Annotated in this window: 16 protein-coding genes; 3 read left to right on the top strand and 13 right to left on the bottom strand. The window is 70.7% G+C overall.

Annotated elements, in window-relative coordinates; translation table 11 throughout:
- Positions 1-4 precede the first annotated feature (4 nt).
- Positions 5-3,124 (top strand): family 78 glycoside hydrolase catalytic domain, encoded by a 3,120-nt coding sequence (locus DFR72_RS22525; RefSeq protein WP_090064726.1) that lies wholly within the window; start codon positions 5-7, stop codon positions 3,122-3,124.
- A 26-nt stretch (positions 3,125-3,150) separates the two neighbouring features.
- Here the strand turns inward: DFR72_RS22525 and DFR72_RS22520 are convergent, their stop codons facing one another.
- The 9 genes from DFR72_RS22520 to DFR72_RS22480 form a co-directional block, all read right to left on the bottom strand.
- Positions 3,151-4,386: an SGNH/GDSL hydrolase family protein gene (locus DFR72_RS22520; RefSeq protein ID WP_090064725.1), complete on the bottom strand. Its 1,236-nt coding sequence runs from the start codon at positions 4,384-4,386 to the stop codon at positions 3,151-3,153.
- Between the two features lie 120 nt (positions 4,387-4,506).
- Positions 4,507-5,805 carry a rhamnulokinase gene (locus tag DFR72_RS22515; RefSeq protein WP_090064724.1) on the bottom strand — a complete coding sequence of 433 codons (1,299 nt, stop codon included), beginning with the start codon at positions 5,803-5,805 and terminating at the stop codon, positions 4,507-4,509.
- Positions 5,802-7,826, bottom strand: a complete 2,025-nt coding sequence (locus DFR72_RS22510) for a bifunctional aldolase/short-chain dehydrogenase (RefSeq protein ID WP_090064723.1) — start codon at positions 7,824-7,826, stop codon at positions 5,802-5,804. Before DFR72_RS22510 ends, DFR72_RS22515 begins: the two co-directional genes overlap by 4 nt.
- The gene (rhaI, locus tag DFR72_RS22505) at positions 7,826-8,980 is read right to left on the bottom strand and encodes an L-rhamnose isomerase (RefSeq protein ID WP_090064722.1); all 1,155 of its coding nucleotides are present in this window, start codon (positions 8,978-8,980) and stop codon (positions 7,826-7,828) included. The genes DFR72_RS22510 and rhaI overlap by 1 nt, the downstream gene beginning before the upstream one ends.
- 18 nt (positions 8,981-8,998) lie before the next feature.
- Complete coding sequence (locus DFR72_RS22500; RefSeq protein ID WP_090064721.1) at positions 8,999-9,310, bottom strand: L-rhamnose mutarotase; 312 nt, start codon at positions 9,308-9,310, stop codon at positions 8,999-9,001.
- Position 9,311: 1 nt separating this feature from the next.
- Positions 9,312-10,373: a rhamnose ABC transporter substrate-binding protein gene (gene rhaS / locus DFR72_RS22495; RefSeq protein ID WP_211335490.1), complete on the bottom strand. Its 1,062-nt coding sequence runs from the start codon at positions 10,371-10,373 to the stop codon at positions 9,312-9,314.
- Positions 10,370-11,329: an ABC transporter permease gene (locus DFR72_RS22490; protein WP_090064720.1), complete on the bottom strand. Its 960-nt coding sequence runs from the start codon at positions 11,327-11,329 to the stop codon at positions 10,370-10,372. The genes rhaS and DFR72_RS22490 overlap by 4 nt, the downstream gene beginning before the upstream one ends.
- Positions 11,322-12,368 carry an ABC transporter permease gene (locus DFR72_RS22485; RefSeq protein WP_090064719.1) on the bottom strand — a complete coding sequence of 349 codons (1,047 nt, stop codon included), beginning with the start codon at positions 12,366-12,368 and terminating at the stop codon, positions 11,322-11,324. Before DFR72_RS22485 ends, DFR72_RS22490 begins: the two co-directional genes overlap by 8 nt.
- Positions 12,365-13,882 (bottom strand): sugar ABC transporter ATP-binding protein, encoded by a 1,518-nt coding sequence (locus tag DFR72_RS22480; RefSeq protein ID WP_114773745.1) that lies wholly within the window; start codon positions 13,880-13,882, stop codon positions 12,365-12,367. The genes DFR72_RS22485 and DFR72_RS22480 overlap by 4 nt, the downstream gene beginning before the upstream one ends.
- 108 nt (positions 13,883-13,990) lie before the next feature.
- Here DFR72_RS22480 and DFR72_RS22475 point away from each other — a divergent pair, with 108 nt between their 5' ends.
- Positions 13,991-15,004 carry a LacI family DNA-binding transcriptional regulator gene (locus DFR72_RS22475; RefSeq protein WP_245983364.1) on the top strand — a complete coding sequence of 338 codons (1,014 nt, stop codon included), beginning with the start codon at positions 13,991-13,993 and terminating at the stop codon, positions 15,002-15,004.
- Here the strand turns inward: DFR72_RS22475 and DFR72_RS22470 are convergent, their stop codons facing one another.
- Positions 15,005-15,415 (bottom strand): hypothetical protein, encoded by a 411-nt coding sequence (locus DFR72_RS22470; RefSeq protein WP_143086673.1) that lies wholly within the window; start codon positions 15,413-15,415, stop codon positions 15,005-15,007. It lies immediately after the preceding gene.
- A gap of 63 nt (positions 15,416-15,478) precedes the next feature.
- Positions 15,479-16,282, bottom strand: coding sequence for a S1 family peptidase (locus tag DFR72_RS22465; RefSeq protein ID WP_245983362.1), 804 nt, complete (start codon positions 16,280-16,282; stop codon positions 15,479-15,481).
- 164 nt (positions 16,283-16,446) lie between these two features.
- On the opposite strand from DFR72_RS22465, the gene DFR72_RS22460 reads away from it, so the two are divergent.
- Complete coding sequence (locus DFR72_RS22460) at positions 16,447-17,583, top strand: serine/threonine-protein kinase (RefSeq protein ID WP_170176352.1); 1,137 nt, start codon at positions 16,447-16,449, stop codon at positions 17,581-17,583.
- A 7-nt stretch (positions 17,584-17,590) separates the two neighbouring features.
- Here the strand turns inward: DFR72_RS22460 and DFR72_RS22455 are convergent, their stop codons facing one another.
- Positions 17,591-19,177, bottom strand: a complete 1,587-nt coding sequence (locus DFR72_RS22455; RefSeq protein ID WP_090064714.1) for a CocE/NonD family hydrolase — start codon at positions 19,175-19,177, stop codon at positions 17,591-17,593.
- A complete protein-coding gene (locus tag DFR72_RS22450; RefSeq protein ID WP_090064713.1) occupies positions 19,174-19,746 on the bottom strand; it encodes a TetR/AcrR family transcriptional regulator in 573 nt (190 codons plus the stop codon). Before DFR72_RS22450 ends, DFR72_RS22455 begins: the two co-directional genes overlap by 4 nt.
- Positions 19,747-19,775: the final 29 nt, after the last annotated feature.

Here is a 19,775-nt window from a genome sequence, read left to right as displayed (position 1 = left end):
CGACGTGCGCAGACGGGTGTTCCTCAGGACGTCGGCGGTCGGGCTGACCGCCACCGCGCTACCGGTCGGGGTGGCGAACGCCGCACCGCCGGAGCGAGCCGGTGGGGTGCGCGTCGTGCGCACGACCGTGGAGTACGCGGAAACGTTGCTGGGCACGGACGTCACCGCTCCCCGGCTCGGCTGGGTGCTCGCGGCAGACGGCACCGGTGCCCGGCAGACCGCCTACCAGGTCGAGGTCGGCACCGCCCCCGGACGTGCGGACGTGTGGCAGTCCGGCAAGGTCGGCTCCGACCGCACCACAGGAGTCGCCTACGCGGGCAAGGAGCTGAAGCCGCGCACCCGCTACCACTGGCGCGTGCGGGTGTGGGACGGCGCGAACCGGCCGTCGGCCTGGAGCACCACGAACTGGTGGGAGACCGCGCTGCTCGGCACGCCGTGGCAGGCGCGGTGGATCGGCGCCGAGGACACGTCGATCGGTTTCGCCGGCGCGAGGTGGATCTGGTCGGCCACGACACCGGCCGAGAGCCGGTGGTTCCGCACGTCGGTCGACCTTCCCGCGGACGCGGTCGGGGCCAGGCTCGTCGCGACGGCGGACGACGACTTCACCCTGCACGTCAACGGGTCCGAGGTCGTGCACGTGCCCGAGCAGGTCGACGTCTGGAAGGTCGGGCAACGCGCCGACGTGACCCGCCTGGCCGGACGCCGGATCGTGCTGGCGGCTCGTGCCACCAACAGGTCGGAGGGACCGGCCGGATTCCTGCTGCGCCTGCTGGTCGATCTCCCCGACGGTCAGCGCGAGGTCGTCACCGGTCCCGGCTGGAAGGTCGCCGAGAGCGAGCAGCCCGGCTGGCAGACACCGGACTTCGACGACTCGGCGTGGACTCCGGCGACCGTGCTCGACCCGTACGGACAGGGACCGTGGGGTGCGAACGTCACGGTGGAGGAGCAGCCGGCACCGTTGCTGCGCAGGGAGTTCGCGCTGACCAAGCCGGTCAGGCGGGCCCGGCTGTACGTCAGCGGCCTCGCGTACCACGAGACCGAGATCAACGGCCGCCGCGTCGGCGACCGAGTGCTCGACCCCGGCTTCACCGACTACGACAACACGGTTCTCTACGCGACGCACGACGTCACGAGCCTGGTTCGCAGTGGTCGCAACGCGATCGGCGTGACGCTGGGCCGCGGTTTCTACGGCATGAAGACGCCGAACGCGTGGCGGTGGGAGCGCCCACCGTGGCACGACGAGCCGAAACTGCTGGCACAGCTGGAGATCGACCACCCGGACGGCACGCGCACGACCATCACGTCGGACGACCAGTGGCGCCTGACCGACGGTCCCACGGTGTCGAACTCGCTCTACACCGGCGAGACCTACGACGCCCGCCTCGCCCCGCGCGACTGGACGAAACCCGGCTTCGACGACGGCGCGTGGCAGCGCACCTCGGTCAGGCCCGCACCGAAGGGCACGCTGAAAGCCCAGGAACACGAAGCGATCCGCGTGATCGAGTCGGTCACACCGACTGTGAACGTGCTCAGGCCCGGTGTGTTCGTGGCCGACATGGGCCGCACGATGTCCGGCTGGACCCAGCTCACCGTCACCGCTCCCGCGGGCACGACCGTGCGGCTCAAGCACGGAGAAACGCTGAACTCCGACGGCAGCGTCCGCATGGAGAATGGTCTCGTCAGCGGTGGCCGGAGTCAGCTCGACGAGTACGTCTGTGCCGGGGGCACGGAGACGTGGGAGCCGAAGTTCTCCTACAAGGGCTTCCGCTACGTCGAGGTGACCGGCCTGACGGCGGCGCCGAAGCTGGTCGGCCGCCTGGTGCACTCGGACGTGCCGCGGGTCAGCACGTTCCGCTGCTCCGAGCCGTTGTTCGAGCAGTACGACGCCGCGATGCGCCGCACGGTCGCGAACAACCTGCACGGCATCCCCACCGACACCCCGACCTACGAGAAGAACGGCTGGACGGGCGACGCCCAGGTCGGCGCGCCGTCGATGCTCGCCGAGTTCGGCATGGCGAAGTTCTTCACGAAGTGGCTCGGCGACCTCGCGGACAGCCAGGACGCGGCCGGCCAGCTACCGGTGATCGTGCCGAGCGGCGGCTGGGGTTTCCGCGAGCTCGCGCCCGCACCCGAGTGGACGACCGTGTACCCGTTCGTGCTGCGGGAGATGTACCGGATCTACGGTGACGACCGGTTGCCCGCGCAGCACTGGCCGGTGCTCACCCGCTACCTGGACTGGGAGATCGGCAGGCTGCGCGACGGCCTCGCCGTCACCGCGCTCGGCGACTTCCTGCCGCCCGGCTCCGGTGGCATCCCGCCCGAGGACACCCGGCTCACCGCGACCGCGTACCTCTACCGGGCTCTGCTGCACACCGCCGAACTCGGTGACGTGATCGGCAAGCCCGTGCCGCGCTACCGCGAAGTGGCGGCCGGCCTGGTGTCGGCGTTCAACAAGGCGTTCCTGGACGGCTACTACCGCACCGCCAAGGACACGGACTACCGGCAGACGTCCAACGCGATCCCGCTCGCGTTCGGCATGGTGCCCGCGGGCTCCGTCCAGACCGTCGCGGACAAGCTCGCGAGCGAGGTCCGGGCGAACGGCAACCACGTCAACGTGGGCTGCCTCGGCGCCAGCGTGCTGCTGCAGGCGTTGGGCGACAACGGTCACGCCGACGTCGCGCACGCCATGGCCACCGAGCGTTCGTACCCGAGCTGGGGCCACTGGTTCTCCAACGGCGCCGACACCATGTGGGAGATGTGGGACACCGGCACCCGCTCGCGCAACCACTACTTCAAGGGCACGATCGTGCAGTGGCTGTACGAGCACGTGGCCGGTCTGCGGCCGGGCGACGCGGGCTACCGGACGTTCACGGTCCGGCCTTCCGCCACCGCCCTGTCGTGGGCGCGGTTCGAGTTCGAGAGCGTGCGCGGACGCATCAGCGTGGCGTGGGCGAAGATCGACGGTGTGCTGCGGCTGACCGTCGAGGTGCCGGTGGGGTCGACCGCCGAGGTGCACGTGCCGCACACCAGCGGTGTCGCCGTGGTGAAGGTGCCGCACGGGCGGTGGAGCTTCAGCGGGGGAGGGAGCGCCGCGGCGGCTGCGACCGCGATACCGGCTTCCTGAGGTTGAACGGCACCGTGGAGGATCGGCTACCGGAACAGACGGATCGGCACCGCCTCCGCGAGCATCCGGTAGCCGGTCGGGTTCAGGTGCAGGTGGTCACCGACGTCCGCGGCGGCCAGGAGTCGCCGCGGATCGGCCGGATCGCGCACGGCGGCGTCGAAGTCGATGACCGCGTCGAACCGGCGGCTCGTGCGGATCCAGCGGTTGACGGTCTGCCTGGCCGACTCGCGCAGGCCGCCGGGATCGTCGTAGCCGCTGCCGCCGAACGGCAGCAGCGTGGCGCCGTAGACCCGGATGTCGTGTGCGTGGGCGCGGTCGACGATCTGCTGGTAGGCGGCGATCAGGTCGTCGGACACCTGCTTCTGGGCGGTCTCGTCCGGTGCGGCGGTGCCGATGTCGTTGACGCCCTCGAAGAGGATCAGCCACCGGACGGCGCTCTGCGCGAGGAGGTCGCGGTCCAGCCGGGCTAGGACGCTGGGACCGAGGCCGTCGTTGAGCACGCGGTTGCCGCCCGCGGCCTGGTTGAGGACCGCGATGTCCCTGCCCCGCACCCGGTCGAAGAGCTGGTTGGGCCAGCGGTCGTTGCCGTTGGTCGTGGAGCCGCGGCCGTCGGTCAGCGAGTCGCCGATCACGACCACGCCGGCGGCGTCCGCGCGCACCTCGACGCCGCTGACGAAGTACCAGTGGTCGGTGGGGGTCGCGCCCGGCAGGTCCGGGGAGTCGACGTGGTTGCCCGCCACCAGGTGCGACGTGGTGCGGGAGCCGGGGTGCGAGGTGATCGCCGCGGACGCCTGGCCGCTCGCGAAGTAGGCGGTCACGGTGAGGTTCGTGCCCGGGGCGAGGGGGAAGCCGAGCGGGTCGGACAGCACCAGCGCGCCGACCGGAACGTTCGTGGAGGCCTTGCCTCCGAACGTCACCCGCCGGACCGTGCCCGGCTGAACCGCGCTGACGCCCGCGCGGCCGTCCACCGGCAGTGCGACGGTGACCGCGGTGATCGGCAGCACCGCCCCGCCGAACGCGTTGGAGAAGCGCAACCGCATCCGCCGCCCGCCGACCGACACCTGGACGGTCTGGCGCAGCGTGGCGTCCGCCAGCACTAGGTTGTCCTGGGTGAACGGCGGCGGTGGCATGTTGTGCGGTTCCGTCAGCTGCGGCATCGACGTCCACGTGCTGACCCAGCGCTCACCCCTGGCATCAGCCTGGGCGACGGTCGGGACGAGTGCACCGGTGGCGGCCAGACCGAGGAACGAACGCCTGCGCATCTCTCACGTTCCTTTCGAGAAGGAGTGAAAAGACGACCCTGCAACGAACCTAGGGGTGCGCGCGAACGGCAGTCAATCCGCAGAGCCGGACCAGTGGTTTTCGAAACTTCTCGCGAAGGATCAGCGGGGGAGGTAACGCCGCAAAGCCTGTGAACGCCGAACCAGCTTCCTGAGGTCGGCCAGGGTTCCGTGGGCCGCGCCCACCGCACGCGCCTGCACCAGGACGTTGCCCAGCGCGGTCGCCTCGGCCGGGCCCGCCACGACGGGCAGTCCGCACGCGTCGGCGGTGAGCTGGCAGAGTAGCTCGTTGTGCGAGCCGCCACCGACGACGTGCACGATCTCGACCTCCTTGCCGGACAACCGCTGCGCGTCCGCGATGGCGTCGCGGTGGGCGAGCGCGAGACTGTCCAGAACGGACCGGACGATCTCGGCCCGGGACATGCTCTTCCCGCACCACCGCTCGATCCGGCCGGGCATGTCACCGGGCGGGAGGAACACCGGGTCGTTGGGGTCGAACACCGAACCGGTCGCCGTCGCGGCTTCGTGCAGCAACGGTGCCAGCTCGGTGTCCCAAACCCGCAGGCACTCCTGCAGCAGCCACAGGCCCATCACGTTGCGGAGGTAGCGGATCGTGCCGTCCACGCCACCCTCGTTGGTGAAGTTGGCGGCACGGCTCTCGGCGGTGAGCACGGGTTCGGAGAGCTCGACGCCGACCAGGGACCAGGTACCGCAGGAGATGTAGGCGAACCGGTCCGTCTCGGCGGGCACGGCGACGACGGCGGACGCGGTGTCGTGCGACCCGACCGCGATGACCGGCACTCCGTCGTACGTACCGGCGGGGTCGCCAGGGCGGCGCAGCGCCGGGAGCAGACCGGGTGGGAGGTCCCGTGTCAGCTCGGGGGACCACTGTCCTGTTCGGACGTCGATCAGACCGGTCGTGGTGGCGTTGGTGTACTCGGCGCCGCGTTCGCCGGTGAGCCAGTAGGAGAGCAGGTCCGGGATCAGCAGGAGCTGGGAGGCCTGGGGGAGCAGCGGTTCCGCCATGAGCTGGAACATCGTGTTGAACGGCTGGAACTGCAGCCCGTTCACCTCGTACAGGCCGTCGGCCGGCTTGATCGCGTCGGTTCGGGAGTCGCGGTAGCAGAAAGGGTCTCCGAGCAACTCGCCGGACGCGTCGAGCAGGCCGTAGTCGACCGCCCAGCTGTCGATGCCGATGCTGTCGACCTCGCCGGCGAGCCGCAGCCCGGCCAGCACCTCGCGGTACAGGCCGGGCAGGTCCCAGTGCAGCGAGCCGCGCCGGTGCACCGGGCCGTTGGCGAACCGGTGCACCTCCTCGACGTGCACGCGGCCATCGGTGACGACGCCTCGCACCACCCGGCCGCTGGACGCGCCGAGGTCGACCGCCGCGACCGCCGTCATCGCAGGAACGCCGCGGCGACACCGGCGTCGACCGGCACGTGCAGGCCGGTCGTGAGCGACAGGTCGCCCGCGGTGAGCGCGAACACCGCCGCGGCCACGTGTTCGGGCAGCACCTCGCGCTTCAGCAGGGTGCGCTGGGCGTAGAACTCGCCGAGCTTCTCCTCCGGCACGCCGTAGACGGCGGCGCGCTGGGCGCCCCAGCCGCCGGCGAAGATCCCGGAGCCGCGGACCACGCCGTCCGGGTTGATGCCGTTGACGCGGATGCCGTCCTCGCCCAGTTCGGCCGCGAGCAACCGGACCTGGTGCGCCTGATCGGCCTTGGCCGCGCCGTACGCGACGTTGTTCGGGCCGGCGAAGACCGCGTTCTTGCTGGAGATGTAGACGATGTCGCCGCCGATGCCCTGAGCGCGCATGACCCTGGCGGCCTGCTGGGAGACCAGGAACGAACCCTTGGCCATCACGTCGTGCTGCAGGTCCCAGTCGGCCTCGGTGGTCTCCTCGAGCGGCTTGGAGATCGACAGGCCGGCGTTGTTGACCACCAGGTCCACGCCGCCGAACGCGAGCGCCGCCGCGCGGAACGCCTCGGCGATGCCCGCCGCGTCGGTGACGTCGACGGTCACCGGCACCGCCACGTCGGAGGAACCGATGCCTGAGGCGACTTCCCGTGCGGCATCGGCGTCGCGGTCGGCGACCACGACGCACGCGCCCTCGGCCGCCAGCCGTTCGGCGACCGCGCGGCCGATGCCCGAACCGCCACCCGTGACGAGCGCGACGCGGGTGGCCAGGGGCTTGGGCTTCGGCATCCGCTGGAGCTTGGCCTCTTCGAGGGACCAGTACTCGATGCGGAACTTCTCGCGCTCGTCGATCGGCGCGTACCGCGAGACGGACTCGGCGCCCCGCATGACGTTGATGGCGTTCACGTAGAACTCGCCCGCCACCCGTGCGGTCTGCTTGTTCCTGCCGAAGCTGAACATGCCGACGCCCGGCACGAGCACGACGGCCGGGTCCGCACCGCGCATCGGCGGGCTGTCCGGCTCGGCGTGCCGCTCGTAGTAGGCCCGGTAGTCCTCGCGGTAGGAGGCGTGGAGTTCTTTCAGGCGCTCCACGACGTCTTCCACCGGCGCGGTCGGCGGCAGGTCGAGCACCAGCGGCCGGACCTTGGTGCGCAGGAAGTGGTCGGGGCACGACGTGCCGAGTGCGGCCAGTTCCGGATGCCGTTCCCGCGACAGGAAGTCCAGCACCACGCCGGAGTCCGTGAAGTGGCCGACCTGGGGGTTGTCCGCGGAGGCCAGGCCACGGATCACCGGTGCGAGCGCGGCGGCTCGAACCCGGCGCTCCTCCGTGGACAGCGGCTCGTGGACCACCGGTCCGAACGGCTCCGCGCGGCCGTGTTCGCCGAGGTAGCGCTGCGCGGTCTGGATGATCTCCAGCGAGTGCGCCTCGCACTCCTTGCTCGTCGCACCCCACGCGGTGATGCCGTGCCCGCCCAGGACGACGCCGATGGCCTGCGGGTGGTCGTGCTTGATCGCCGCGATGTCCAGTCCCAGCTGGAAACCCGGCCGCCGCCACGGCACCCACGCCACGCGGTCGCCGAAGCACGCCTTGACCAGCGCCTCGCCGTCCGCCGCCGTCGCGAAGGCGATACCGGCGTCCGGGTGCAGGTGGTCGACGTGCGCCGCGTCCACGAGACCGTGCATGGCCGTGTCGATCGACGGCGCCGCGCCTCCCTTGCCGTGCAGGCAGAAGTCGAACGCGGCGACCATCTCGTCCTCGCGCTCCACGCCCGGATAGACCTCGGTCAGCGCGCGGAGCCGGTCGAGCCTCAGCACGGCGAGCCCGGACTCCTGCAACGTCCCCAAGTCACCGCCGGAACCCTTGACCCACATCAGTTCCACCGGCTGCCCGGTGACGGGATCGGTCTCCGCACCCTTGGCCGAGGTGTTGCCGCCCGCGTAGTTGGTGTTGCGCGGATCGGCGCCGAGCCGGTTGCTCCGCCCCAGCAGCGCTTGGACCTGCTCCATCACGCACCCCACCCGGCGGCCTCGCCACCGACTCGTTCCCGGACGATCTGCTCGGCGTACCCGGACCGCCGGTACGCGGCCATCGGATCGGGGTCCAGCCCCATGTCCTCGCGCAGCTCCCGCAGAAGCGGCCGCACGTCGGTGTTGTAGGCGTCCATCAACGCGGCGTTCGCCTCCAGCACGTCCCCGGCCCGCTGAGCCGCGTCCAACGCGCTGTGGTCGACCAGGAGCGCCTTCGCCGTGGCCTCCTGCACGTTGAGCACGGACCGGATGATGGCCGGGATCTTCGGCTCCAGGTTGTGGCACTGGTCGAGCATGAACGCGATGCCGGCGGCCGGCTTCAGCGCGTCGGCCAGCACGATCTCGTGCATGATCCGGAACAGCTGGAACGGGTCGGCCGCCCCGGCCATCAGGTCGTCGTCGGCGTAGAAGCGCGAGTTGAAGTCGAACGCGCCGAGCTTGTCCGCCCGCAGCAGGAACGACACGATGAACTCGATGTTCGTGCCGGGGGCGTGGTGCCCGGTGTCGATCACGACCTGCGCCCGGTCGCCCAGCTGCAGGCAGTGCGCGAACGCCGTGCCCCAGTCCGGCACGTCGGTTGCGTAGAAGGCGGGCTCGAAGAGCTTGTACTCCAGCAACATCCGCTGGTTCGCGCCGAGCCGGTCGTAGGTCTCCCGCAACGCCTCGGCGAGCCGGTCCTGGCGAGCGCGGAGGTTGTCCTGGCCGGGGTAGTTCAGGCCGTCGGCGAACCACAGCTTCAGGTCGCGCGACCCCGTCTGGTCCATGATGCCGACGCACTCGAGCAGGTGCCCGACCGCCTTGCGCCGCACCGTCGCGTCCGGGTGGCAGACGCTGCCGAGCTTGTAGTCGTCGTCCTGGAACACGTTGGAGTTGATGGCCCCGAGCGCGACACCCCGGTCCCGCGCGTACTCGGACAACTTGCCGTAGTCGTCGACCCTGTCCCACGGGATGTGCAACGCGACGGTGGGCGCGATGCCGGTGAGCCGGTGCACCACCGCGGCGTCGTCGATCTTCTCGTACGGCGTGCGCGGAACTCCCTGCTGCGCGAACACCTTGAACCGGGTACCGGAGTTGCCGTACGCCCACGACGGCGTCTCGATCCGCTGCTCGCGCAGCGCGTCCTTCACGCTCATTGTTCTCCCCAAAGCTTTTCAGTCGAGGTGGAAGACCTCGTCGAGCGGGCGCATCCGTTCGTCGGCGTTGCCGTCGCCGACGAAGAACTCCGCCATCTCGGCTTGCCAGCGCGCGTTCACCTCGGTGCGCGCCATGTCCGCGAGCGCCGCGTCGAAGTCGTCGCACTCGAGGTAGCCGATCAGCAGGCCGTCCTGGGCGAGGTAGAGGGAGTAGTTGCGCCATCCCGCTGCGCTGAGGGCGGCCCGCATCTCCGGCCACACCTCGCGGTGCCGCGCCCGGTACTCGACGAGTCGGTCCGGGCGGACCCGCAAGGTGAAGCAGACGCGCATGTCAGAAGTCGAACTTGTCGATGTTGTCCTTGGTGAACACGGTCGGCGGGCCGAGCACGACCTCGCCCTTGGCGCCGATCGTGTAGTCGCCGAGCTCACCGGCCTTGTACTTCTCGCCCTCGGCACCGGTGATCTGCCCGGACGCGAGTGCGGCGGCGGTATAGGTGGCGAGGTAGCCGAGCTTGCTCGGGTCCCACAGCGCGAACGACTTCACCGTGCCGTCCTGGACGAACTTCCGCATCTGGTTCGGCGTGCCCAGACCGGTCAGCTGGACCTTGCCCTTGTACTCCGACGAGCTGAGGTACCGGGCGGCGGCCGCGACACCGACGGTGGTCGGCGAGATGATGCCCTTGAGGTTCGGGTGCGCCTGCAGCAGACCCTGGGTCTTCTGGAACGACGTCTGGTCGTCGTCGTTGCCGTACGCGGTCTCCACGAGCTTGAGACCGGAGTACTCGGGCTTCGCGAGCTCGGTCTTCATGACCTCGATCCACGCGTTCTGGTTGGTGGCGTTGGGGGTCGCGGACAGGATCGCGATCTCACCGGATCCGCCGACCGCCTCGGAGATCAGCTTCACCTGGCCTGCCGCGATCTCGGTCGAGGTGGCCTGGTTGATGAAGACGTCCCTGGCGTCCGGCGCCGCGTCGGAGTCGAAGGTGACGACCTTGAGCCCTTGTGAACGTGCGCTCTTCAGCGCGGGCGCCACGGCGTTGGCGTCGTTCGCGGAGATCACCAGCGCGTCCTGCTTCTGCTGCGCGGCCGTGTTGATGTAGGTGACCTGCGAGGAGGCGGCCGCGTCGGACGGTCCGGTGGGCTTGACCTCGGCCTTGATCGCCGTACCCGCCTGTTCGGCGCCCTTCTGCGCCACGGTGAAGTACGGGTTGTTGACCTGCTTGGGCAAGAAGGTGATCTTCAGACCTTCTTTGAGCGCCGCGTTGGGATCACCCTTGGCGGCGTTGGTGGCGCCACCGGTCTGATCACCCGCGCTGTCCTTCGTGGTGCCACCGCAGGCGGTGAGCGCGACGGCCCCGGACATCACCAGGGCGAGCACTAGACGTGTGTTCATGTCGCGGCCTTTCGTAGGGTTCCGACGCGTCGGGTGATTGACGGGGCGAGCACGCTCACCAGCAGCAGGAGGCCGGTGACGATGGTGAGGACCTCGGTGGAGGTGTCCTGCAGGATCAGGAGGTTGCGCAGGCCGCCCAGCAGCAGCACGCCCGCGAGCACGCCGAAGAGCGATCCCTTGCCGCCGAAGATGGACACGCCGCCGAGCAGGACGGCGGCGACGACGGCCAGTTCGAGTCCGACGCCGTTGTCCGCGCGGGCGCTGGAGAAGCGGAACGTGTAGACGATGCCCGCGATCGCGGCCACCGCTCCGGCGAGCACGAACAGGCTGAGCTTGATGCGCTTGACCCGGATGCCGGAGAAGCGCGCGCCCTCTTCGTTGGCGCCGATCGCGTAGACGGACCGGCCGAACGAGCTGGCGTGCAGTGCGATGCCGAACAGCACGGCGAGGATCGCGGCCAGCACGATCGGGTACGGGATGTCGGTGCCCGGCAACGGGGTCGTGCCGAACGACGTGTAGCTCGCCGGGAAGTCGGCGACCGCCGTGTCGCCCAGCACCACCAGCGCGAGGCCGCGGTAGAGCGCGAGCGTGCCGATGGTGACCGCGAGCGACGGCAGTCCGAGGCGGGTGACCAGCAGGCCGTTGACCGCTCCACACAGCGCGCCCACCAAAATCACGGTCGGCAGGATCGTCTCCAGCGACCAGCCCGCGTTCCACAGCCAGCCGATCAGCGCGCTGGACAGGCCCAGCACCGACGCCACGGACAGGTCGATCTCGCCCGCGACGATCACCAGCGTGAGCGGGAGGGCGATCAACGCGATCTCGCCGATGTCGAGGCCGAGGTAGAAGAGGTTGCCGCCGGACAGGAACGAGCCGTCGGTGCTGACCTGACCGGTGAGCGCCACCACGATGAGCAGGAACACCAGCGCGGTCTCCCACCGCAGGAGGTTACGCATGGCTGGTCCCTTCGGAGGTGCGCAGTGCTTTCGCCAGTCGCAGTGCCAGGAGCCGGTCGACGGTGATCGCGCTGAGCAGGAGCGCGCCCGAGATCGCCTGCTGCCAGAACGCGGGGATCTGCAGCACCACCAGGCAACTCGTGATCGTGCCCAGCAGGAGCGCGCCGAGCGCGGCCCCGGTCACGGTGCCGGACCCGCCGAAGATCGCGACGCCGCCGACGACGACCGCCGCGACGACCTGGAGCTCGAGGCCGGTGCCCGCGGCCGCGTCGACGGTGCCGTAGCGGGCGACCCACAGCGCGCCGGCCAGTCCGGCGACCAGTCCGGAGAGCACGAACGTTGTGAGCGTGCGCTTCGCGACCGGGATGCCGGCGAGAGTCGCGGCCTCCGGGTTCGAGCCGATCGCGTACAGCTCGCGGCCGGACCGGTAGGAACGCAGGTAGACGGCGGCCACCACGATGACCACGACGGCGACCAGCACGAGGACCGGGACGCCGAGCACGCGGCTGCTGCCGAGGTCCAGCAGGGAGTCGGGGAGGTCGGCGGCGTTGACCTGCTTGCCCTGGGCCAGCGCGTAGTCGATGCCCCGGAACACGTACAGCGTGCCGAGCGTGACGACGAGGCTGGGAACGTTGCCCAGTGCCACCAGCAGTCCGTTGAGGAGCCCGCACGCCAGCCCGACCGCCATGCCGAAACCGATGCCCAGCAGGAGGGGCGTGCCCGGGTTGTCGGCGAAGTGCTGGGCGGTGAGGAAGGCGGACAGGCCGAGGACCGAGCCGACGGACAGGTCGACGTTGCGCGTGATGACGACGAGGGTCTGGCCCACCGCGAGGAGGGCGACGATGGAGGCGTTGAGCAGGAGGTCGCGGAGGCTCTGGGGCTGGATGAACCGCGGGTTGACGATCGCGGTGGGGATGACGACCAGCGCCAGCGCCACGACGATGCCGAGCTCGCGGACCCGGCCGACGCGGGTGGTGAGACGGCGGGCCGCGGTGCGCCGGGCGGGTGGGGTGACGGACGGGGTGAGCTGCGTGGTCATGGCGCCACCGCCTGTCCCGCGGCCGCCAGCGCGACCCGTTCCTCGGTCGCCTCTGCCCGTGACAGCTCCTCGACCAGCCGGCCCTCGTGCATCACCAGCACGCGGTCGGCCATGCCGAGCACCTCGGGCAGTTCCGACGAGATCATCAGCACCGCCACGCCCTGCCCGGCCAGTTCGGACAGCAGCCGGTGCACCTCGGCCTTCGTGCCGACGTCGATGCCGCGCGTCGGTTCGTCGACGATCAGCACGGAAGGGGTGCGCGCCAGCCACTTCGCCAGCACCACCTTCTGCTGGTTGCCGCCGGACAGCACGCCGACGGGGTCGCTCAGCTTCGAGAACTTCAGCCGCAGCTTCACCGCCCAGTCCTGGGCGAGCCCACGTTCACTGCGACGGCGCAGCAACCCGAACGTCGACAGCCGGCCCAGCGAGGCCAGGGCGGTGTTGCGTTCGATGGACGCGTCCATCACAAGTCCCTGCTGGCGGCGGTCTTCCGGCACGAACCCGACGCCCGCGGCCATCGCCGCGGTGGGGGAGCCGTACTTCAGCCGCCGTCCTGACACGTGCACGGAACCCGCGTCGGGACGGTCGATGCCGAAGACCGCTCGCGCCACCTCGCTGCGTCCGGCGCCGACCAGTCCCGACAGGGCGACGATCTCGCCCGCGCGGACGTCGAACGACACGTCGGTGAACACGCCCTCGCGGGTCAGGCGCCGCACCGAGAGCAGCACGTCACCCGCTGTCGTGTCCTGCTTGGGGAAGAGCTGTGACAGTTCGCGGCCGACCATCCGGCGCACCAAGGAGTCCGGTGTCTCGTCGGTGAGCTCGCCGGACCACACGAACTCGCCGTCGCGCAGCACCGTGGCGCGCTGGCACAGCTCGAACACCTCGCCGAGCCGGTGCGAGACGAACAGCACGGCGGCGTCCTGCGAGCGCAACGCCTGCACCACACCGAAAAGCCGTTGCACCTCGTGCGCGGACAGCGCGGCGGTCGGTTCGTCCATGACGATCACGCGGGCGTCGAACGACAACGCCTTGGCGATCTCGACGAGCTGCTGGTCCGCAATGGACAGTCCGCGCGCCGGTCGTGCCGGGTCGAGCTTGACCCCCAGGCGCGAGAACAGCTCCGACGTGCGGGCGTGCATCTCGGCGACGTCGATGCGGCGCCCGAACCCGAGCGGCTGACGGCCCATGAACACGTTCTCGGCCACCGACAGGTCGCCGAACAGCGTCGGCTCCTGGTAGATGATCGCGATGCCCGCCGCGAGAGCGTCGGCGGGACCGGAGAACCGCCGCGCGGAGCCGTCGACCAGGACCTGACCCGCGTCCGGCCGGTGGACCCCGGCCAGTGTCTTGATCAGCGTCGACTTGCCGGCGCCGTTCTCCCCGAGCAACGCGTGGGCCTCGCCGGGCAGCAGTCGCAGCGACACCCCGGACAGCGCGCGGACGGCGCCGAAGGACTTGCTCACCTCGTCCAGTGCCACCACGGGAGGTCGGTCCACGTCCGTCTCCTCGATGTTGAAACGTTTTAACGCCTGAGTTACGAGCACTCTGGGTGTGTTACGCCACTGTGTCAAGGGTTGCCAGGTACGATTCGTTGTCACGTTTCAACAAAGGAGCCGCCCGTGAAGCCGTCAGTGGGCATCCGCGACGTCGCGCAGCACGCCGGCGTGTCCAACGCGACCGTCTCGAACGTGCTGAACCGGCCCGACGTCGTCGCGCCCGCCACGCGCCAGCGGGTGCTGGCCGCGATCGAGGAGCTCGGCTTCGTGCGCAACGAGTCCGCGCGCCAGCTGCGCGCGGGCAGCAGCAGGGTGATCGCCTACGTCGTGCTGGACGCGGCGAACCCGTTCTTCACGGACGTGGCGCGCGGCGTCGAGGACGCGGCGCGGGACGCGGGCCTCGCCCTGTTCCTGTGCAACAGCGCCTCGGACGGCGGCCGTGAGCGCGAGTACCTGGAGCTGCTGCACGAACAACGCGTCGAGGGCATCCTGATCACCCCGGTCGACGCGGAGAGCGCGCAGATCGCCGAACGCGGCACGCCCGTCGTGCTGGTCGACCGCGAGGCGATGGACGGCACGCGCTGCTCGGTGGCCGTGGACGACGTGCTCGGCGGCGAACTGGCGGTCACCCACCTCGTCGAGAACGGCCACACGCGCATCGCGATGGTCGGCGGCCCGCTGTCCATCCAGCAGGTGCGCGACCGGCGCGAAGGCGCGTTGAGAGCGCTGACGAACGCGGGCCTGCCCGCGGACGCGCTCACGTTCCTCGAAACCAAGAGCCTGCAGGTGGCGGAAGGCAGAGGTGCGGGGGAGCGGCTGGTGGGCCTGCCCGCCTCCCGCCGTCCCACGGCGGCGTTCTGCGCGAACGACCTGCTCGCTCTCGGTCTGCTGCAGTCGATGACGCAGCAGGGCCTGCGCGTGCCGGACGACCTCGCCGTCGTGGGCTACGACGACATCGAGTTCGCCGCGGCCGCCGCCGTCCCGCTGACGTCGGTGCGCCAGCCGCGCGAGCAGCTGGGCCGCACCGCCGCCCAGCTGCTGCTGTCGGAGAACGAGCCGGACCACGAGCACCGGCACGTGAAGTTCCAGCCGGAGCTCGTGGTCCGTGCCTCCACCGCTCTCAAACGGCGAGAGTGACTACCTGACGAGCAACATTTCCCTGTCGCTTTCGGCAATGCCCGAACCGTCCGGCGGCAGGTGGACGTTCAACGACGCGGAAGTGAATGCGACGCCCGGCCGGAACGCTTTCGTGCGGGCCACCACGGTCACGTCGACCTTGTGGTGCTCGCCGGTGCACGGAACGTTCGCCGTGTATTTGTCGCCGATCGCGAGATCACCGCGCACGTTCTGCGTGACCTGCACCCACAACGACCCAGTGGCACCGTTCTGGCACATCACCCGCACCGGCACGACGACCGCGACGCCGCGCGCCTCCAGCCTGGCCTGCGACTGCAGGGCCACCGCGGCCTCCACTGCCGCCGCGGACGCCGGCAACGCGGTGGCCAGCAATGCGGTCGCGGTCAGCACAAGCGCCGAAATTGCACGCACGATTTCTCCTCGTTCTGGTGAAAGGGCGGATGCGGCCGCACGCCGACATTAGCCACGAGGTGTTCAGCGGTGCGAGGGGCCATTGATCGTCGCGCGAATCCAGTCCGCGTGTGCCGGCACGTTCGTGTACAGGCCAGGGCCGTTCGCACAAAGGCTGTCCGTGTCACCGGGGCCCGACGTCGTGCCGATCAGTTCCCACCGGCCGTGCTCGCCACGCTGGACCTGCGGTCCTCCGGAATCGCCGACGCACGCCATGGCACCCGGCTTGCGGCTGATGGTGCACAACCGCGTCGCGTCGGCGTAGCCCGGTGCGCACTCGTGCACCGAGCCGCGCCGGGTGTCGAGCTGCTGGAGTCGTTCGGCGAACACGGCCTTGGTGATGTCGACCGTGTCCACCGTGGTGCCGAAGCCGAGCAACCGGGTGGGCGTGCCCGTCCGGCCGGGGCGGGCGGCGATGCGGATCGGCTGCTCGCGCACCGGGCGGTCGAGCCGGACCAGCGCGATGTCGTGCTGGTTGGGCTGGCCGAGCCGATATCCCGGATGCCGCACCACGCGGTCGATGGCGCGCACGGTGCCGCCGGACGTCCTGCGGTCGCTGCCGATGCGGACCGTCCCGTCCGGCACCGCGCCCGTTCCTCCCGGGTCGACGCAGTGCGCTGCCGTCACGACCCACCGGGGATGGATCAGCGACGCCCCGCAGACGCCTTTCGCGCCACCCGCGGCGGGCACGGTCTCGGGGATCGAAGCCATGAAGTCATAGCGCTCGGTGGAGCCGGTGCCGTTGACGACGGCCCCCGCGGTTCCCGTCATCGCCATGGCGCACAAGGCACCCGTCAGCAGGACGAGGGCAGGTTTGATGCTGGGCATGATCTTCTCTCGTTCGCCGGACATCTGTCCTGGTCAGGATGGTCGTGCGGCGCGGAGCGGTCGATGACGCCAGCTGGTGTTCTCAGGTGGAGCCCGCTCCACGGTTGGATCACCGATCGGGTGGGCACCCCTGTGCGGTCCCGGTCAAATGGAAAGGCGCACCCATGTCGAACACGAGTCTCCTCGCCGACCGGTACCGGCTGGGCGAGGTGCTCGGCACCGGCGGGGTCGCACAGGTGCGCCGTGCCAGGGACGTGCTGCTGGCGCGCGACGTCGCGGTCAAGCTGTTCCGGCCGGGCGAGGACCTCTCCGACGCTCGCCGGATCGACAACGAGATCTGCGCGCTCGCGGGACTGTCCCACCCCGGCCTGGTCAAGGTCTACGACGCGGATCCCGGCGGCGAGACGCCGTACGTGGTGCTGGAGCTGATCGAGGGCCGGACCCTGCGCGACCGCGTCGTGGACGGGCCGATGGCCGTCGAGGACGTGCGCCGGGTGGGTGCGGCACTGGCCGACGCACTGGCCCACGTGCACGCCCGCGGGTTCGTGCACCGCGACGTCAAGCCGTCCAACGTGCTGCTCGACGACGACGAGATCCCCCGCCTGGCCGACTTCGGCCTGGTGAGCATGGTGGGCGAGACCGGTCTCACCAAGACCGGCCAGGTCGTCGGCACGGCCGCCTACCTCGCGCCGGAACAGGTGCGCGGCCAGGAGGTCACGTCCGCGGCCGACGTCTACGCGTTGGGGCTGGTGCTGCTCGAGTGCCTGACCGGGCACCGCGAGTACGAGGGCTCGGAGGTCGAGGCCGCCGTCGCCCGGCTGCACCGGCCGCCGGCGATGCCGGACGGCCTGCCGTTCGACCTCGTGCGGCTGCTGTCCAGGATGACCGCCCTCAGCGTGACCCGCCGCCCGACCGCGCGCGAGTGCGCCGAGGCCCTGCTCTCTCCGGTGGTGGACCCGCCTACGCTCGCCGTGGCCCGGCCGCCTCGCCCACGTGGACTGCTCGCGGCCGCGGCGGCCGTCGTGGCGATCTCGGCCATCGGCATGGGGATCAACACGTGGAACAGCGTCACCTCGACGGTTTCCGAACCTCCGGCCACGAACGCGCCGGTGTCCAACCCCGGGCGCACAGCGGATTTCGTCCCCACACCCGTCGTGGTGCAGCCGACCGCTCCGGTCGTCGCGCCGCCCCCGGTCCAGGTTGTGGACAGGGGCACGCCGGCCGGACCGGGCAACGACGACAAGGGCGACAGCGGCAAGGGCAAGTCCGGCAAGGGGAAGGACAAGAAGGGCGGAGCCTGACACCCCGTCAGCGCACGGGCAGCACGATCGCGGACGGCCGATCTGGTCCACAGTGGACCGACTGGCTCGCCGCGACCATCCTCGTGGCGGTCGCACGTGGCTCACCTGTGCCGGGATTGCGGGCGTAGCGGGGGAACGCACCACTGGAGACCTGCACGCGGATGCGGTGCCCGCGCCGGAAGCGGTACGCCGTGGGCCACAGCCGGACGGCGGCGCACTGCGGTTCCTCCGCCGACGTGAGACTCACCAGCCCGTCGCAGACGTTCCACGAACGTCCCTCCGGATCGACGTCGCACAGCCGGACGAACACGTCGGCGTGCGCGAGGCTGGACGAGAACCAGATCTCGGCACTGACCTCACCGACCACCTCGACGTCCTCGTCGAGAACGGGTGTGGTGTAGGTGAGCACGTCCGGACGGGCTTCCAGGGCGGTGTTGTCGACGCGGCCGCCGTCCCGCGCCAGGCGCACACCGCCGGACGCCGGGGTGGGGTCGGCCGGGTCGTAGCGGAAGGTGTCCACTGAGGACTCGCCGGCTTCCGGCCCGAGCGCACCGCCCGAACCGAGGTGGAAGCGCGTGGGCGAGTAGCCGGACGGCGGCCAGGAGTCGAACGGCCGCCACGCTTCCTCGCCCATCACGTACAGCCGCACGGGAGCGCGGTGCGGAGGCTCCTCGCCGCGAGCGTGCGCCAGACCGAACTCCACGGCCTCGCGGATCGGCGCGGCCATGACCTCCGTGTGGGTCCACGGTCCGACGGTCAGCCGTGCGGAACGGCCGTTGTCCTGCAACGCCTGGAAGTCGCGCAGCTGACCGGGCAGGAAGATGTCGTACCAGCCGCCGATCGAACTGACCGGCACGGTCACGCCGGCGACCCGGTGGCTGTGGTCGAACCCCTCCCACCGCGGGGAGCCCGCGTCGTGGGCCAGAACGTCCTGCACGTAGTCGGAACGCGAGCCGAACGCCATGACGTCCGCGTTCTGCAACGGCAGCGTGTGCAGCGCTCGTGCGGTCTTCTTGTCCTGGAACGGTTTGCGCAGCACGGCCAGCGGTCGCTGCTGGGTGCCGACGAGCACGCCCCATTCGAACGGCGTCTCCAGCGACATGCCGTCCGCGCGCAGGAACTCCAGCGTCAGCGCCGATTCCGTGACCACCGGGATCATCGCCTTGACCTGCGGCGGCAACTGGTCGGCGACCGCCCACTGCACGTGGCCGAGGTAGCTCAGCCCGTAGAGCACGATCGCGTCGCTCCACGGCTGCTCCACCAGCCACTCGAGGGTCGCGAGCCCGTCGGCGCGTTCCTGCCGCATAGGGTCGAACGTGCCGCCGGAGCCGAAGCCGCCGCGCACGCTCTGGATCACCACCTGGTAGCCGCGCTCGGCCAGTGGCCTGGCCATGACCGATCCGAACATGCGCCGCCCGTACGGGGAGCGGATCAACGCCGTCGGCAGGCCGTCACCACCCGAGCGCGGCACCCACCGGTCGGCGAGCAGGTCGACGCCGTCGGGCATGGGGACGCGCAGGTCCCGCCGCACCACGACGTCGCGGGTCAGTGGCGGCGAGAGCTTGAGGCCGCGCTGGAGGAGACGGCTGATCATCGAGGCTCCAGGAGGAGGGAGAGCACACCCATCAGGCGGTCGGTGAACGTCTCCGGGTCGGGCGCTCCCGCCACCACCCAGGACGTGACGAACGATCCGGCGCCGCCCGTGATGAACGCGGCGAGGTCCTCGGCGGTCTGGTCGGAGAGTCCGCGCCGGTGCTCCACGGCCTGCCGGTTGACCGGCAGGAGCAGGCTGATCAGCCCCCGGTCCAGCGCGAACGCGCACGAGCCGGTGAACAGGGCGCGGTAGAACACCCGGTGGCCGGCGAAGTGCCTGGCCACGGCGAGAGTCTCGGCCCGTGCGTCCACGGGAGGGGTGGGGCCGGAGAGGCGGGGCAGCAGTTCGCGCCGGGCGAGGTCGAGCCCCGCCTCCAGCAGCAGCGAGTCCAGGTCGCCGAAGTGCTGGTAGACGACCCGCCGGCTGACGTCGGCCGACTCGGCGACCTCGGAGACCGTGATCGCCGTCGTGCCGCGCTCGGTCACCAGGCCGACCACGGCCGCCAGAACGGCCGCGCGGGTGCGGCGCACCCGGCGGTCGCGTGGCGGCTCGACCTCGCGCAGTTCCATGCGCCAGATCGTGTAACAGCTGTTACTAA

Source organism: Lentzea flaviverrucosa, from assembly GCF_003350445.1.
GTDB classification, from domain to species: Bacteria; Actinomycetota; Actinomycetes; order Mycobacteriales; family Pseudonocardiaceae; genus Lentzea; species Lentzea californiensis.
The sequence above is the reverse complement of the archived record's forward strand: the minus strand, read 5'-3'. Positions and strand labels throughout refer to the sequence as shown.